Annotated in this window: 16 protein-coding genes and 2 pseudogenes; 15 read left to right on the top strand and 3 right to left on the bottom strand. The window is 34.3% G+C overall.

What is annotated here, in order from left to right:
• Positions 1 to 13 precede the first annotated feature (13 nt).
• On the bottom strand, positions 14 to 988 hold the full coding sequence (locus JFU20_RS04210) for an MBL fold metallo-hydrolase (RefSeq protein WP_002012711.1): 975 nt from the start codon (positions 986 to 988) through the stop codon (positions 14 to 16).
• 334 nt (positions 989 to 1,322) lie between these two features.
• Here JFU20_RS04210 and JFU20_RS04205 point away from each other — a divergent pair, with 334 nt between their 5' ends.
• On the top strand, positions 1,323 to 1,910 hold the full coding sequence (locus tag JFU20_RS04205; RefSeq protein ID WP_002012710.1) for an SCO family protein: 588 nt from the start codon (positions 1,323 to 1,325) through the stop codon (positions 1,908 to 1,910).
• Between the two features lie 36 nt (positions 1,911 to 1,946).
• Here the strand turns inward: JFU20_RS04205 and JFU20_RS04200 are convergent, their stop codons facing one another.
• Entirely contained in the window at positions 1,947 to 2,414 is a 468-nt protein-coding gene (locus JFU20_RS04200) for an Hsp20/alpha crystallin family protein (protein WP_002012708.1), read from the bottom strand.
• 217 nt (positions 2,415 to 2,631) lie between these two features.
• On the opposite strand from JFU20_RS04200, the gene asnB reads away from it, so the two are divergent.
• The 10 genes from asnB (at position 2,632) to JFU20_RS04150 (ending at position 11,288) form a co-directional block, all read left to right on the top strand.
• Positions 2,632 to 4,533 carry an asparagine synthase (glutamine-hydrolyzing) gene (gene asnB / locus JFU20_RS04195; RefSeq protein ID WP_002012706.1) on the top strand — a complete coding sequence of 634 codons (1,902 nt, stop codon included), beginning with the start codon at positions 2,632 to 2,634 and terminating at the stop codon, positions 4,531 to 4,533.
• Positions 4,534 to 4,624: 91 nt separating this feature from the next.
• On the top strand, positions 4,625 to 4,984 hold the full coding sequence (locus JFU20_RS04190) for a GNAT family N-acetyltransferase (RefSeq protein ID WP_002012705.1): 360 nt from the start codon (positions 4,625 to 4,627) through the stop codon (positions 4,982 to 4,984).
• A gap of 45 nt (positions 4,985 to 5,029) precedes the next feature.
• Complete coding sequence (locus tag JFU20_RS04185; protein WP_078176649.1) at positions 5,030 to 5,365, top strand: hypothetical protein; 336 nt, start codon at positions 5,030 to 5,032, stop codon at positions 5,363 to 5,365.
• Between the two features lie 106 nt (positions 5,366 to 5,471).
• On the top strand, positions 5,472 to 6,473 hold the full coding sequence (locus JFU20_RS04180; protein WP_201038364.1) for an N-acetylmuramoyl-L-alanine amidase: 1,002 nt from the start codon (positions 5,472 to 5,474) through the stop codon (positions 6,471 to 6,473).
• 234 nt (positions 6,474 to 6,707) lie between these two features.
• Entirely contained in the window at positions 6,708 to 7,670 is a 963-nt protein-coding gene (locus JFU20_RS04175; RefSeq protein WP_002127211.1) for an ABC transporter substrate-binding protein, read from the top strand.
• Between the two features lie 132 nt (positions 7,671 to 7,802).
• The gene (gene dat / locus JFU20_RS04170) at positions 7,803 to 8,678 is read left to right on the top strand and encodes a D-amino-acid transaminase (RefSeq protein ID WP_002165885.1); all 876 of its coding nucleotides are present in this window, start codon (positions 7,803 to 7,805) and stop codon (positions 8,676 to 8,678) included.
• 98 nt (positions 8,679 to 8,776) lie between these two features.
• A complete protein-coding gene (locus JFU20_RS04165) occupies positions 8,777 to 9,424 on the top strand; it encodes a nitroreductase family protein (RefSeq protein WP_002012699.1) in 648 nt (215 codons plus the stop codon).
• A gap of 260 nt (positions 9,425 to 9,684) precedes the next feature.
• Entirely contained in the window at positions 9,685 to 10,173 is a 489-nt protein-coding gene (locus JFU20_RS04160; protein WP_002065200.1) for a putative periplasmic lipoprotein, read from the top strand.
• Between the two features lie 183 nt (positions 10,174 to 10,356).
• Positions 10,357 to 10,503, top strand: coding sequence for a hypothetical protein (locus JFU20_RS04155; RefSeq protein WP_374222319.1), 147 nt, complete (start codon positions 10,357 to 10,359; stop codon positions 10,501 to 10,503).
• Between the two features lie 236 nt (positions 10,504 to 10,739).
• Positions 10,740 to 11,288: a cysteine hydrolase family protein gene (locus JFU20_RS04150; RefSeq protein WP_002012695.1), complete on the top strand. Its 549-nt coding sequence runs from the start codon at positions 10,740 to 10,742 to the stop codon at positions 11,286 to 11,288.
• A 36-nt stretch (positions 11,289 to 11,324) separates the two neighbouring features.
• Here JFU20_RS04150 and JFU20_RS04145 read toward each other — a convergent pair.
• Positions 11,325 to 11,444 (bottom strand): annotated as a pseudogene (locus JFU20_RS04145) (NUDIX hydrolase); the annotation flags it as partial.
• A 594-nt stretch (positions 11,445 to 12,038) separates the two neighbouring features.
• Between JFU20_RS04145 and JFU20_RS04140 the strand changes: the two are divergent.
• The 4 genes and pseudogenes from JFU20_RS04140 to JFU20_RS04125 all read left to right on the top strand — a co-directional run bounded on the left by JFU20_RS04140 (position 12,039) and on the right by JFU20_RS04125 (position 16,288).
• Positions 12,039 to 12,666: pseudogene (locus tag JFU20_RS04140) on the top strand (IS607 family transposase).
• On the top strand, positions 12,626 to 13,756 hold the full coding sequence (locus JFU20_RS04135; protein ID WP_201038363.1) for an RNA-guided endonuclease InsQ/TnpB family protein: 1,131 nt from the start codon (positions 12,626 to 12,628) through the stop codon (positions 13,754 to 13,756). Before JFU20_RS04140 ends, JFU20_RS04135 begins: the two are co-directional and overlap by 41 nt.
• A 353-nt stretch (positions 13,757 to 14,109) precedes the next feature.
• The gene (locus JFU20_RS04130) at positions 14,110 to 15,003 is read left to right on the top strand and encodes a mechanosensitive ion channel family protein (protein ID WP_002012693.1); all 894 of its coding nucleotides are present in this window, start codon (positions 14,110 to 14,112) and stop codon (positions 15,001 to 15,003) included.
• Between the two features lie 166 nt (positions 15,004 to 15,169).
• Positions 15,170 to 16,288, top strand: coding sequence for a GAF domain-containing sensor histidine kinase (locus JFU20_RS04125; RefSeq protein WP_002031724.1), 1,119 nt, complete (start codon positions 15,170 to 15,172; stop codon positions 16,286 to 16,288).
• Positions 16,289 to 16,300: the final 12 nt, after the last annotated feature.

The raw sequence follows: 16,300 nt of genomic DNA, 5'->3' as shown, positions 1-16,300 counted from the left end.
AAAATTAGTACTATTATACATGAGAAGTTTCTGTGATTTTTACTGGTTCTTTAACTGGGACAATAGGGCTATAAGTGAAAGTTTGACCTAAAAAGAGAACATGTAGCTGTTCCCACGGTAGCATTCGTAAATTCCAGTTATTTCGTAGTCGTGTTACTGCTTCCCTTGGTGTTTCATCTGCTAAAGCAAAAGTACCGTAGTGCATGGGAATGAAATGTGTAGCTTTTATATCTAGATAGGCTTGCACAGCTTCTTCTGGTGAAACGTGAGACACTTTCATAAACCATTCTGGTTCATAGGCACCAATTGGCATAAGTGCAATATCGATTGAAAAATGTTTGCCGATCTCTTTAAATCCTTGGAAATAACCACTATCACCACAAAAATAAATGGTTTCTGAAGAAGTCATATTATCAATGATCCATCCTCCCCAGTGAGAGGTGTTCATATCAAATAATGTTCTTCTCGTCCAGTGCTGGGCAGGTACGAAGTGAAAAGAGACTTCATCAATTGTTGTACTTTCCCACCAGTTGTATTCTTCAACATTGGTGAATTTTTTACGAGTAAATAATTTTTTTAGCCCAATAGGAACAAGGTATAAGGCATCATCATTTAGTTGACGAAGAGATGAAAAGTCTAAATGATCGTAATGACCGTGTGAAATAAGAACGATATCGATTTTAGGTAGTTCTTTTATAGTGAGCCCTGGCTCAGTAAGTCGTGGAACTAACTTTAATTTATTTGCCCATACTGGATCTGTTAAAATATTTAAGCCGTTCGTTTGAATGAGAAAAGTTGAATGACCAATCCATGTGACAGTCGTTTTTTCAAAGTTATTTAGTAGAAATTTACTTTGTTTAACAGGTGATTGTTCTACTAGAAAAGAAAAGTCTTTTTTGTTTTGCTTTCTCTCTTTACGCCAACGTAAGAAGGAGCGAATTGATTTTTTTGTACTTGCATTATCCATATTTTCATAGCGCTTTGCCATGAACATCACCTCATTTAAAATCGTTGTAGTTGTATTGTACCGAAATGTTGTTAAGGAATACAGTGTTTAACATGGATTAATGTTTAAGCAATTGTAAAAAAATAGGGGATTTATTTACAAATTTAACAATGAACTTCGTTTCGCAAATAATGGTTAGAGAAATAATAGTAGTAAAATATATTTTGTCTAGTAATTCGCTTGAAATAAAGAAGTAACATACGTAAATTCGTACGATTTCGTGAACAAATGATGTAAACAATTTTCTCATAGTGTTTACTTTTGTTATGATATACATAACTTACATAAATTAAGGATAGAGAAGAGAGGTTTAATAATGAAGCGTTATCAAAAGTTAATTGGTCTTATGGTTGTATTTTGTCTCTTTGTACTTGCAGGTTGTAGCAGTTCAGGGTCAAAATTACGTAAACCGTTAAACTGGGATTTAGAAACTTTCCAATTTACAAATCAAGAAGGAAAGCCGTTTGGTACAAAAGATTTAAAAGGGAAAGTTTGGGTAGCTGATTTCATGTTTACAAGCTGTCAAACGGTTTGTCCGCCAATGACTGCTAATATGGCGAAATTACAGAAAATGGCTAAGGAAGAGAAATTAGACGTTCAGTTTGTTTCGTTTAGTGTAGACCCTGAACTTGATAAACCAGAAAATTTGAAAGCATTCATTCAAAAGTTTACAGAAGATACAAGTAACTGGAACTTGTTAACAGGTTATTCACTGGAGGATATTACAAAGTTTTCAAAAGATAACTTCCAATCGCTTGTAGATAAACCAGAGAATGGGCAAGTAATACACGGTACATCATTTTTCTTAGTCGATCAAAATGGAAAAGTAATGAAAAAATATAGCGGCATTAGCAATACGCCATACGAAGATATTATACGTGATATGAAGCGATTAGCTGATTAAAAAGAAGGGTGCTAAGCACCCTTCTTTTATTAGTATTCAGTCTATGGATAATATGTCATGCTGTTGTGGTAATTTCGGTGCGCGAATTTCTAATACACCGTTTTGATAAGAAGCTTTCGTTGCTTTTTTATTAATTAAATATGGTAACTTAATAATTCTTGACGCTTCTGAAATGGAACGTTCTCGGCGATAATAGTTATGAGATGTCTGTTCTTCTTCCGTCTCTTCAAGTATATCTTCTTTTACAGAGACTTTTAAGTATTCGCTTTGTATTTCAATTTGAATTTGTTCTTTTTGTATACCTGGTAGTTCGGCTGTAACGACGAGTTCGTCACCAACTTCGTATAAATCTACTGGGAATGTTAATAAACGGTTTCCTTTTTGGAAAAAATGATTTAAATCAGCAATTACGCCACGAAGAGGTGTTTGTTCGAAAAAATCATCAATTTGTTTTAAATAATTACGAACCGGTGGGCGAGAAGAATCTTTTTTTTCTTCACTCATGGTATTACCTCCTAGAAATCAATTTGCAATATCATATGACAAAAGCGGAGAAAGGTGAGTGCCTAGTTTTCATGTTTTCATAAAAAAATGTTAAAAATGTGAAATGGAGTGAGTTTTTTATAGTTTTTGGTCGCCATATTCAGTTGATTATGCTAGTATAAATAGGGTTGATATAGTAGTATTGAGACAGAATGAAAACTGAAAGAGGGTAAGAAGTATGTGTGGTTTTGTAGGATGTTTATGTGAAAACCCTAGAGAGTTTTCAGAAACAGAAAAACATCAATTTGAAAATATGAACACGATGATTTTCCACCGCGGTCCAGATGACGAAGGATATTTTCGTGATGAACATGTACAATTTGGCTTCCGCCGTTTAAGTATCATTGACTTAGAGGCAGGACATCAGCCGCTAACTTATGAAAATGATCGATATGTAATTATTTTTAATGGTGAAATTTACAATTATGTAGAACTACGTGAAATGTTACTTGAAAAAGGTGCAACTTTTGCTACACAATCTGATACAGAAGTTATCATTGCATTGTATGCACATATGAAAGAAAAATGTGTAGACTACCTTCGTGGTATGTTCGCATTTATGATTTGGGATCGTGAAGAAAAGACACTTTTCGGTGCACGTGACCACTTCGGTATTAAGCCTTTATACATCGCACAACAAGGTGATACTACATTCTTCGCATCTGAGAAGAAAAGTATTATGCATGTAATGGAAGACAAAGGGGTAAACCCAAAGTCACTACAACACTACTTTACGTACCAATATGGTCCAGAACCAGAAACATTAACAATTGATGTTAACAAAATTGAGCCTGGTCATTACTTCGTAAAAGAAATCGGTAAAGAGATGGAAATCCATCGCTACTGGAATCCTTATTTCAACGCTTCAAGTGCAACGAAAGAGGAGCATATCCAAGCAATTCGTGATGTATTATACGATTCTGTAAAAGTACATATGCGTAGTGATGTACCAGTAGGTTCTTTCTTATCTGGTGGTATCGATTCATCTATTATTGCTTCTATCGCAAGAGAAATGAATCCAAATCTATTAACATTCTCTATTGGTTTCGAACAACGTGGTTTCAGTGAAGTTGATGTTGCGAAAGAAACTGCTGAGAAATTAGGAGTTAAAAACCATAACGTATTCATTACAGCGCAAGAATTTATGGATGAGTTCCCAAAAATCATTTGGCATATGGATGATCCTTTAGCGGATCCAGCAGCTGTACCATTGTATTTCGTTGCGAAAGAAGCGCGTAAACATGTAACGGTTGTTCTTTCTGGTGAAGGTGCAGACGAGCTATTTGGTGGATATAACATTTATCGTGAGCCAAACTCGTTAAAAATGTTCTCTTACATTCCTAGCCCAGGAAAGAGTGTTCTAAAGGCATTAAGTGGTGCTCTTAAAGAAGGGTTTAAAGGAAAAAGCTTCTTAGAGCGTGGATGTACGCCAATCGAAGAGCGTTACTATGGAAATGCGAAAATCTTCCGTGAAGAAGAGAAAGCTGAATTAATGAAGTATTACGATGAAAGTGTTAACTATATGGATATCACGAAACCATTGTATAACGAAATTAAAGATTATGATGATGTAAGTAAAATGCAGTACATTGATATGTTCACATGGTTACGCGGCGATATTTTATTAAAAGCTGATAAAATGACGATGGCAAATTCATTAGAACTTCGTGTACCGTTCTTAGATAAAGAAGTATTTGACGTTGCATCTAAAATTCCGACAGAATTTAAAATTGCAAACGGCACAACGAAAGCTATATTACGTGAAGCTGCTCGTGGAATTGTTCCGGATCACGTGTTAGATCGTAAAAAGCTTGGATTCCCAGTACCAATTCGTCATTGGTTAAAAGATGAAATGCACGATTGGGCTGTAAATATTATTAAAGAAAGCAAAACTGAGCATTTAATCGAAAAACAGTATGTATTAAACTTACTGGAAGCACATTGTGCAGATAAAGGCGATTATAGCCGTAAAATTTGGACTGTACTTGCGTTTATGGTATGGCATCAAATTTATGTTGAGCATAAATACGATACGAATAAGTTCCACGAAGAAACAAAGCGTGCGTATAGCTTAGTTTAATAAAGAACCTTAAGGTCGCATTCGATCTTAAGGTTTTTTTCATAAATTGCATTTATTATTGATACAATAATAGTAAAAGGATGGACAACATATGATTACGTTTGAGAAAGTAAATACAGAAAATGAAAGCGCTGTAAAAGAAATGTTTCACTCACACAGCTTAGATGAGAAAAAGGTTCAGTATTGTGTAAAGGTTGATGATACATATATTGGTGTAATAGATTATAGCGTTCAAGAAGAGAGTGCTATTTTGTCACAGTTAATTATTCATTTTGATTATCAAGGTTATGGATACGGGACAAATACGTATTTTACATTTGAAGAAATGATGAAACAGAGAAATGTGAAAGAAATAAAAGTATTGCAAGAGATGTTTACGGAACAAGCTAAATCTTTCATAGAGGGATCTGGTTTTATTGAGGAAAATGGAATATATGTAAAGAAAATATAGTGAATATTGATTAGGTGTTGATATGAATATAAGGTAGGTGGACGTATGACGATAACTTCTGGTCTTGTATTAGTTGGAGGTTGTTTTATAGTAGCAGAACTATGCCAGACTTTTATTCGGAAAAGAATGTATAAGAAGAGAAGACCATATGAATTACAATATATACCCGTGTTTGTAATTTTGTTTTGTATGCTATTTGTATTGCAAAACATAACGTATTTCCCACCTCTTTTGAACATCTTTTTGAAGTTTGGGTTGCTATATAGCGGCGGTGGGATATTTCTTTTATTTCTTTTATTTTGCATACGTTACATCCATTATCAATCGTATATATTCATTTTAAATTGGCTAAAGCAAAGCGATAGAAACCGCCTTACATAAGGGGGTTTTTTTATTTGTACTTGTAACGGAACTTGTACAATTAACATAAAATAGGACGAGTAGAAATGAAAGCTTATTACAATAAAGAAAGGAATGAAAAAGATATATGAAACTTGTTATAGACGCAGGGCATGGTGGATATGATTCTGGTGCTGTTGGTAATGGGTTAGTGGAAAAAGAGTTAACACTTCAAATTGCTAGACGTGTGCGAGATATTTTATCTGCAAATTACCCAATCAATATTAAAATGACACGTGATAGTGATGTATTTATCTCTTTATCAGAACGTGCTAATATTGCTAATTCATTTGGTGCAGATTATTTTATCTCATTTCACATTAATAGTGGCGGTGGCACTGGATTTGAAAGTTATATTTACAATGCGCTATCTAATAGTAGTTCCGCATATGAAAAGCAACAAAAAATGCATGCAGCAGTCAATCCTGTATTAACAAAATATGGTCTTCGTGATCGAGGGGCAAAAAAAGCAAATTATGCGGTACTAAGGGAGACTGCAATGGATGCAATTTTAACTGAGACTGCTTTTATTGATACAACATTTGATGCTAATTTATTGAAAAATCCACAATTTATCGAAGATCTAAGTCAAGCATATGCAAACGGAATAGCAGCTATTTTTGGAGTAGCTCCAAATCCGAATCCTCCAAATCCACAACCTCCAAATCCTCAGCCAACACCACAAACGAAGGGGATTGCTTATATCCTTGGGAAAAATGTGAATTTAAGAAGTGGTCCATCAACGTCTTCTTCGGTTATTCGTCAACTAAACTCCCCAGAATCGTATGTCGTATATCAGGAAAGTAACGGATGGTTAGACTTAGGAAATGGACAATGGGTGTATAATGACCCTTCGTACATTAATTTTGTAAAGGCGAGCAATAGCGATGGAAGTGCAATTGGTGTCGCATATATACAAGGAACGAATGTGAATTTAAGAAGTGGTCCATCAACATCTTCTTCAGTTATTCGTAAATTAAATAATCCAGAATCTTATTTAGTATATATTAATCAAAACGGTTGGTTGAACCTTGGTGGAAATCAATGGGTGTATAATGATCCATCATATATTAAATATAATCAATATTAGGAAATGAGTTTATAATGTAATATGAATGCGTATTTATGTATAACGTAGATACGCATTTTAAGAACGTTTATTATTTTCATACTTATACACTTTATTTTAAAAATAAACATTTGAATAGCGGATAGAATCTAAAATGTATATATTGAAAAAGTTTTCTGATATACATTGACAATGTATGTAATATACATTAATCTTTAATTGTTAATGATAATCGATTTCATCTAGGGAGGACATATGGTACATAGTAAAAAAATATTTATGTTCTGCATTATGATACTTATGGTAATAATCGCAGGGTGTAGCAAAGAAGAGAAAAAAGAAAATGATACATCGGCTAAAGCAAAAGATTCGTATACTGTAAAGCATGCAATGGGTGAAACAACAGTAAATGGTACACCTAAAAAAGTAGTTGTTTTAACAAATGAGGGTGCGGAGGCGCTTTTAGCTGTCGGAGTAACACCAGTTGGAACTACAAAACCACGTGCTGGTGATGAATGGTATCCTCATTTAGCGAAAGATTTAAAAGATACGAAAGTTGTAGGTACTGAGCGTGATATTAATTTAGAGGCAGTTATGAAGCTTAAGCCAGATTTAATTATCGGGAATAAAATGCGTCATGAAAAAATATATGAGCAATTGAACGAAATAGCGCCAACTGTGTACGCTGAAACATTGCGCGGGGATTGGAAAGAAAACTTTACACTCTATACAAAAGCTGTAAATAAAGAAAAAGAAGGGCAAAAGGCTCTTGAAGATTATAAAAAGCGTATTGAAGGAATGAAAGAGAAGTTAGGAGATAAATTGAATTCTAAAGTTTCTATTATTCGCTTCGTACCAGGTGACGTTCGTATTTATCAGAAAAACTCATTCTCAGGTGCTGTTTTAAATGATATTGGATTTAAGCGACCACCACTACAAGATAAAGATGAGTTTGCGATAAAAGGAATTACAAAAGAGCAAATTCCGAATATGGATGGGGACTACATATTCTACTTCACATCTGATAAAGATGCAGATAAGAATAACGAAGGAACCACGTTAGCAAAAGAATGGACAGAAGACCCACTCTTTAAGCAGCTGCAGGCTTCTAAAGACAATAAAGTATTCCAAGTGGATGAAGTAATTTGGAATACAGCAGGCGGTATTAAAGCTGCAAACTTAATGCTAGATGATATTGAAAAATATTTTTTGAAATAAATGAATGGTTGAGTGCATCACTTTAAATAGGTGATGTACTTTTTTTGTTTAGTTAAATACAGAAAATTCCTTCTTTTAAGTGTGGATAAGTTGTACAATAAAACCAATCATGGAATAAAGGAGTGGAAAGGAATGAAAGCTACTCATAAAGATTGGATTTTGTTTAACGGAAGAATTGTGAATACGAAGGAAGAACAGCCGATGGTTGCGTTGGAAGAGCGAGGACTCCAATTTGGTGATGGCATATATGAAGTATTTAGGCTATACGATGGGAAGCCTCATTTATTAGACTTACATTTGGAACGCTTTTTTAAATCTATGAGGGAAATAAATATTGTTCCGCCGTTTACAAAGGAAGAGTTAGTTGAAGAACTTCATCAAATGATTGAAAGAAATCAATTTCAAGAGGATGGGAATGTGTATCTTCAAATATCACGTGGAGCTCAAGCTCGAAATCATGTGTATGAAAAAGATTTACAGCCAACATATTTTGCGAATATTGTTTTGTTTCCAAGACCTACCGCTACTATGGAACAAGGAATAAAGGTTACTGTAGAAGAGGATATACGCTGGAAGTTCTGTCATATAAAATCTTTAAACCTTCTACCTAATATCATGATTAAAAATAAAATAAACGAGCAAGGGTATCAAGAAGCGATATTAGTACGAGATGGAGTTGTAACAGAAGGGTGTCATTCGAATTTCTTTATGGTGAAAAATAATAAATTAATTACACATCCGGCCGATAATTTCATTCTACACGGCATTACTCGTCACTACGTTATTACATTAGCGAAAGCTTTACATATTGAAGTAGAAGAGCGTGAATTCTCATTGCAAGAAGTATACGAGGCTGACGAATGTTTCTTTACAGCGACACCACTTGAAATATTCCCTGTTGTTCAAATTGGTGATGAGAAGTTTGGAAGCGGCGAAAGAGGACCAATTACGAAAAAACTACAAGCTGCATATGAAGAAAGTATTAGTTTGTTTAAAGTGACAAATTAATAATGAGGGAAAAAGCTGGTATTCCCCCAGCTTTTTTTCATGATATAATTCAACCATAGGACAAGTTTTGAAAACGCTGTAAAAAGGGGATTTAATATATGAATTATGAAGATTTTAAAGAAGTAATTCACGGTAGACGAAGTGTTAGAAAGTTTACAGAACAAGAAGTATCCACTAGTGATATAAAAGAAATTATTGATTGTGCTCGTTATGCACCGAGTGATACGAACTCACAAACGTGGGAGTTCTTGGTCATTATGAACCGAGAGAAAATTAAAGAAATTGAACAAATGACATGGGATGCATTACATAAACTTGCAGCAAAAGCAGCAGAAAATGGAGAAGAGAAAGCAGGGAAATTACTTACACGTTCTTTCGGTCCATATGCGACAGCTTTCTCTGAGGCGCCAGTATTAATCGTATGTTTGGCAACACCATATGAATCAAAGTTTCGTGAAAAGATATTTGATCCAATTGCCTTCGTTCCGGATTCAGTATGGGAAGAGGAAGGAATTAAGAGTAGCTGTTTAGCAGCACAAAACTTAATGTTGGCTGCACATGCGAGAGGACTGGGTACTTGTCCAATGACAGGACCTGTATTATTAGCTCAAGATGAACTGCGACAATATTTACAAATTGAGCCTCAAAAACAAATTAATATGGTAATTTCACTCGGGTTTCCGAAAGATAAGCCGAAGAAACTTTCTCGAAAAGAAGTTGATGAGATTACAACATTTATTTTCTAAATGTTATGTAGAAAAGACATTGAAATGACAATGTCTTTTTATTTTGAATGGATATTTTTTTAGTGAATTGGGCTAAAATGATGAATAGAGTGGAATTACTATTTATTTCTTTTAAAAAATTAATGTTCTTAAAATGAAAGTATGGTACAGTAATCGTGAGCAAGCTAATATTTGTTCATGAAAGTGTTAAAAACTAGTTTTAAAATCAAGAAGTTATTTTTGTATAATAAATTATAATGAAATAACAGGGGGAATGAATTTTGAAGAAATTCATAATCGCTGGATTGTCTGTATTGTTATTAGTAGGCTGTGGTACTCCAAAGGAAAAAGAGGATGCACAGTCAAACCAGGAAGAACAAGTTGTAAATGCAAGTGATGAGAATATGGTCGTATTTCCTGAAGGAGCAGTGCCAATCGGAGAAGGGAAAGTAAAAGTAACTACTCCAGATGGTACTTCTGAAAATGGCAATATACCAACTGTATTCATAAAAAAGGATACTTTAATTCAGCAAGTCGAATTAGAACTTTCCAATTTTCAAAACGATAAAGAAACATTTGTATTTGTAGATCAAATATTTGCAGATAAACATCAAGTAACTAGTACAACACAGACAACAGTACAATTAAAAGAAAAGACGCTTGAGACAGGTAGTCATACGATTACCGCAGCTCAGTTTGAAAACAATGACCCAAAAGGAAAAGTCATTAGCTTGAATCAAGCGACGTTTGAAACGAAGCCTGCGTCTTAATATGGAAAAAAGTACATTACTCAAAAGTAGTGTACTTTTTAGTTTGGATTGAATTATGTCATTGAGAATAATTTGTTTCACTTTCTAGTACGAATGAATAGAAAGAACTTATTCTTTACTATCATGTAAGAGGAAGGAATTGAAAGTTTGAAACGAGTTATTCGTATTTTCTTATTTATTATAATGTTTTCGGTCATTTGGTTTACTTTACAAGAGGCGGTTGAAGTTACGCTCAATTATCACATTCATGACTTGTTAATTGGAGCTGTATGTTTTGTCATTGTGTATCGGTTTTATCAAGCCTTAACGGACAATAAGAACCCCACTTGAAAATTCGGCACATGCGAGGAAGTTAGGTGGGAGATCAACTTGCCCGTAAAAGCCCGATTGGTGAAGGATAATACCCCCCTATGATTAAAGTTTCGCTTTATGATAAACTCGGATTAAGGTAAGTATTGAGTTGGAAATGTAGGGATTTCATTTGAAATGTCGAATAGTACATACGATGTCGTAATAACAAATTTTCTATTGTTTACTGTGAAACAGAAGAAGGAGAGATTGTAGTTATGAAAAGAGCTCTTATAAATATTGATTATACATATGATTTTGTAGCTGAAAAAGGTGCTTTAACATGTGGGAAACCAGGTCAAGAAATTGAGAAGGAACTTGTAAGTGTAACGAAACAATTTATTGAAAAAGGTGATTACGTAGTATTTGCGATCGATAAACATGAAGACAATGATGTATATCATCCAGAAGCGAAATTGTTTCCACCTCATAATATAGCAGGTACAAATGGAAGAGACTTATTTGGTGAATTACAAGATGTATGCGAGAAATATAAAAATGCAGAGAATGTATACTATATGGACAAAACACGTTACAGTGCTTTTGCAGGAACGGATCTAGAAATGAAGCTAAGAGAAAGAGGAATAGAGGAAGTGCATCTTGTAGGTGTATGTACAGATATTTGCGTCCTTCATACAGCAGTAGATGCTTATAACAAAGGGTTTCAAATTGTGGTTTATGAAAAAGCAGTAGCATCTTTTAATGCGCAAGGGCATGAATATGCACTTGGACATTTTAAATCTTGTTTAAATGCAGAAGTGAAGTGAAAAAAAGAGACCTTCAAAAAGGTCTCTTTTTCACATTTAAATAGAGACGACTTGCTGTTGAATTAACTTTTTAATGAACGGGCTAATCTTTTCTGGTAGCCCATTTAAATCAAAAAATTGTACATGTAATGATTCAGCTTCGTCTGCTTTTAACGAGGTGAGTATTGCGGACTTAAAAGAAAGTCGTTTATAAAAAATTCTATTGTAATATCCCTTTAGGGGATTAAAAAGGGTAACTAACTGTTACGATTTATTTAACCAATTATAACTAAAGTTAATTAAATATATCAATCAGTAAGCCCTGCTAGTCAAGTGATTGGCTAGTAGTGAGGGTTAACTGCGGGCAATCCCTAAAGCTGATTGAACTACAGCGTGGCTAGAAATAGCGAGCGTGAATGTCGCGAAAGCAGAAAAAATCAATCAAATCGTGCAAGGTTAAATCCTAAACACTAGAACAATGGGTCTTCCGCCTCGAATCATCTAAGTCAAAATTGATAAGATGAACGTTCAACGACTATCTCGTATAACTGACGAGAGTACATCACAAGCCTATGGTGGTGGAAAAATCCTCTATCTCTAAGTAGATAAACATATAGTCTGCGCTCATGTGAAAACATGAGAAGTTCATAAGAGAACTGGCTAAGGAATTGCGCCCTTAGTTGAACAAGATAAATCTAATTAAATCTATCGAACTTCATTGAATCTATCGAACGTATGTATTATGGTAGATTCAATGAGGTGAGAATAATAATGAAATTTTTACGAGTTAGTCAAGTATCAGAATTAACAGGTTTGCATCCGAGTAGACTCAGGAGAATGCACCAAAGTGGTGAATTAGTGCCTGAAAAGATTACTGGTGGCAAAACACGCTATTATTCAGAAGAACAAATCATTCATTATCTAAAAGGTGAGCGACCGAATAACCGCATCATAATTGGCTATTGTAGAGTTAGTTTTTCGAGTCAAAAAAATGACCTGGAAAGACAAGTCGATAGAATGAAGCAATATCTCATCGTACGAGGTTATCAATTTGAAATTATCGAAGATATTGGCTCTGGGATCAATTATAAGAAAAAAGGCTTTAACAAGTTAATTGAACGCATTGAGAACAATGAGGTTGAAAAAGTTGTTGTCATGCACAAAGATAGGCTTGTGAGGTTCGGTTATGAGTTGGTTGAAAAGATCTGTCAACTACACGGAACAGCGATTGAAATAATTGACAATACTGCTAAAACAGAAGAACAGGAACCTTGTTCAAATCATTACAGTATTTAGTTGTAAACTTCAAGGCAAGCGCTCTAAAAAGACCAAACAGATAATCAAGGAGTTGACTTCTGATGATATTGGCGAAGAAAGTCAGACTGATTCCAACGCCTGAACAAGAAAAAGTGCTTAGAAACCATGCTGGTGCTGCAAGATTCGCTTATAACTATTGTAAAAGAATGAGTGATAGATACTATAAGCTATTTGGAAAATCTGTTTCACAGTTAGTTTTACAGAAACGATTTACAAAGATCAAGAAGCGAAAGAGATATAAGTGGTTAAAAGACATCAATGCACAAGTTCCCAAACAGGCTTCAAAAGATTTTGACAAGGCGAGGAAAAATTCGTTCGAAAAGTACAAAAATGGTTATCACACTTCTTATAAATCCAAAAAAGATTTAATCCAAGGATTTTATGCCAATTATGAAAGACTGATTATAGGAAAGAAAGTAGTTGATATTCAGTCCATTGGAGAAGTGAAAACAAGCCAACAACTACCAAGAAACAAAAAACCATCAAATCCAAGAGTTACCTTTGATGGTCGTCACTGGTGGATTAGTGTAGGGTTCGAAGAATCCTTTGAAGCACAAGAATTAACCGATGAGTCGATTGGTGTGGATGTTGGTTTAAAAGAGCTGTTTGTGGCTTCTAATGGTACGAAAGAACGAAATATAAACAAAGATGCCAAGGTTAAAAAACTTTTGAAAAGGAAAAAGTCAGCGCAAAGAGATATGTCTAGGAGATTTACAAAAGGTGTAAAAATTCAATCCGCAGGATATGAAAAAGCAAAAATCGAACACCTTCGGTTGTCTAGGAAAATTACGAATATCCGAAATAACCATATCCATCAAGCAACAGCTAAATTGGTGAAAACCAAACCAATGAGGATTGTTGTGGAAGACTTAAATATCTCAAACCTGTTAAAAAACAAAAAACTATCGAAAGCATTTTCATTTCAAAAATTAAACTTCTTCTTTCAATGTTTATCATACAAGTGTGAGAAGTACGGCATTGCATATGTAAAAGCTGATAAATGGTTCGCTTCAAGCAAGATTTGCTCAAGTTGTGGAGTTAAATACGAACATTCAGTTCAACCAGAAGGGCAGTGGAGTTTAAAGGTTCGTGAATGGAACTGTGTTCAATGCAATAGCCATCACGATAGAGATTTGAATGCTTCGATAAATTTATCAAGATGGGTAAAATAATTGCTTGATAATAGGAGGTAACGATACTGCCTCGTGTGGAGTGTTATACCCCTCGTCCCTTCGGGGTTGCGAGAACACTTTGAAGCACTAACTTGTGTAAATTTGATTGAATTGTATAGATTTAGTTAAGTTTATCGTATCGGTTATAGTAAATAGAAAAGAACATCTGAAGTTGAAAGATTGATTAAAGGGTTATATTGTTGAAGATGAACAATGAATACAAATACATAGTTAAGAAAGTACGATTTAAGATCAGGATGAAAGATGTTTCGAAAACAAGTGTTGAGATGATAAATGCGTATTTAAAATATAGTAGCTTTGTATGAAATTTTTATTAGTAAGGAAGTGGATGGATGAGTTTATTAACGTATACTGAAGAGTTTTTTAATTATGTAAGGGAGTTTTTACTTTTAAGGTTTTTACTATTTGCTTTAGTTCTTATGATTATTTCTTTTGTCATAAACCGCATTATTGATTGGTTTTTTAGAAAATCAAGCTTTTTTGATGAAGAGGTAGAGCAGACGATTCAAAGTGTAATTCGATCTATTTTTAGGTATATCATTATCATCAGTCTGATCATATATTTAATTAGTCAATTTGTAGATATAAAAAGTATTATTGCAGGCGCAGGGATAGCGGGAGTTGTCATCGGTTTTGCTGCACAACAGATGCTAAAAGATGTCATATTAGGTTTTGCAAGATTAGCGGACAAAGAGTTTCGTGTTGGCGATTTTGTTACTTTTAACGGAACAAATTCAGGAACTATTGAGGAAATTAGTATTCGTTTTATGCAAATTCGTGAATGGTCAGGGAAACTCCTTACCATACCACACGGAGAGATTAGAACGATACAAAATTTTAATAAAGGATGGATGCGAGTTATTGAACGCATCACGGTAAGTTATCAGGAAGATCCTACAAGAGTTAAGGAATTGTTAGAAGAAGTATGTGTTATTTGTAATGAAAAATTGGATCAAAGTCTTTATAGAGTAGCTGATGAAGCGGTTGAACCATTTAAATATGTTGGAGTTACAGACTTAAATCCTAACCTTAAATATGTTGGATATGAATTTTGTATTACAGGTTTGATTAAGCCAGAAGATTATTTTGAAACTTCTAGACAAGTAAGATTTGAATTAATGTCTATGTTCCATAAAAATCAAGTGCAAATGCCAGCAGCGAATATGTTCGTTAACACTGAAAGTTTACAGAATATCCATGTGGGACAATCTTTATCAGACAGTTAATGAAAATTAGCTAATTTCTGTTTTGGTTTAGAATTTAGATTTGCAAATCAGCAGATTTGAATGAACTGTATGGGATATCTCCTAAAAAAGAGCTGAAGGAATTCAGTTCTTTTTGTTTGTAGTATTTAGAAATTTCTTAATGTTATAATGGTAGTTGGTGATGAGAATGAACATAGATGAAAAAGAGATGCATCGTTTAGAAGCATTAAAAGAAATTGCTGAGTTACTAAATGAAGCAACAAACTTACAGGAAATGTTAGGAAAAGTGTTACATACATTATTACAAGTTATGAATTTACAAACAGGGTGGATATTCTTTATTGATGAAAGTGGAAAGCATCGTATGCTTGTAGACCAAAACTTACCCCCAGCTCTTACGTGGCAGGAAAAGAAGCCGATGTGTGAAGGAGATTGTTGGTGTGTAGAACGTTTTGTGAATGGAAGATTGGAAAAAGCGACAAATATTATTGAATGTAAACGAATAGAGGATGCGATTGAATGTAATTGGGGAGAGACCGAAGATGTTACACATCATGCGACAATCCCGCTAAGATCTGGATCAGAGAAATTCGGTTTATTAAATGTAGCCTCGCCCCATAAAACACATTTTTCTGAGGAAGAGTTAGCGTTATTAGAAGCGATTGCATTTCAAATTGGAACGACAATACAACGTATTCAATTAGTTGAGAAAGAACGAAAATATGTAGTAGTAGCTGAAAGAAATCGACTTGCACGTGACCTACATGATTCCGTTAAACAATTGTTATTTTCAATTATGCTAACAGCGAAAGGGACTCTAAATATGACGAAGGATAGAGACTTGCAAGAGATGTTAAGTTATATTGGAGAATTATCACAGGAAGCATTACAAGAGATGACACTTTTGATTTGGCAATTAAGGCCTGAAGGATTAGAGAAAGGTTTAGCAGAAGCGATTCAAAATTACGGAAAACTGTTAGGGATTCAAGTGGAAGTTCGAATTGATGGAATGGTTTTAATTGAAGATGAAATAGAAGAAGTTTTATGGCGTATAAGCCAAGAGGCATTACATAATTGTAAAAAACATGCCTCATGTGAAAAAGTATGTGTTCATTTAAGGATAGAAAATAATAAGTTGCATTTTTACATAGAAGATAACGGAATAGGATTTATACAGGATCAAGTAAGAGAGTCAGCACTTGGTTTGAAAAGTATGAAAGAACGAATTGAATTAATGAGGGGAATTTTTCGAATAAAAGCAGAACCGGAAAAGGGGACAAAGATAGAAATTCAATTACCGGTTTGAGAGGGAGAACGT

Source organism: Bacillus sp. TH30 (assembly GCF_016650875.1).
Lineage (GTDB): Bacteria > Bacillota > Bacilli > Bacillales > Bacillaceae_G > Bacillus_A > Bacillus_A mycoides.
The sequence above is the reverse complement of the archived record's forward strand: the minus strand, read 5'-3'. Positions and strand labels throughout refer to the sequence as shown.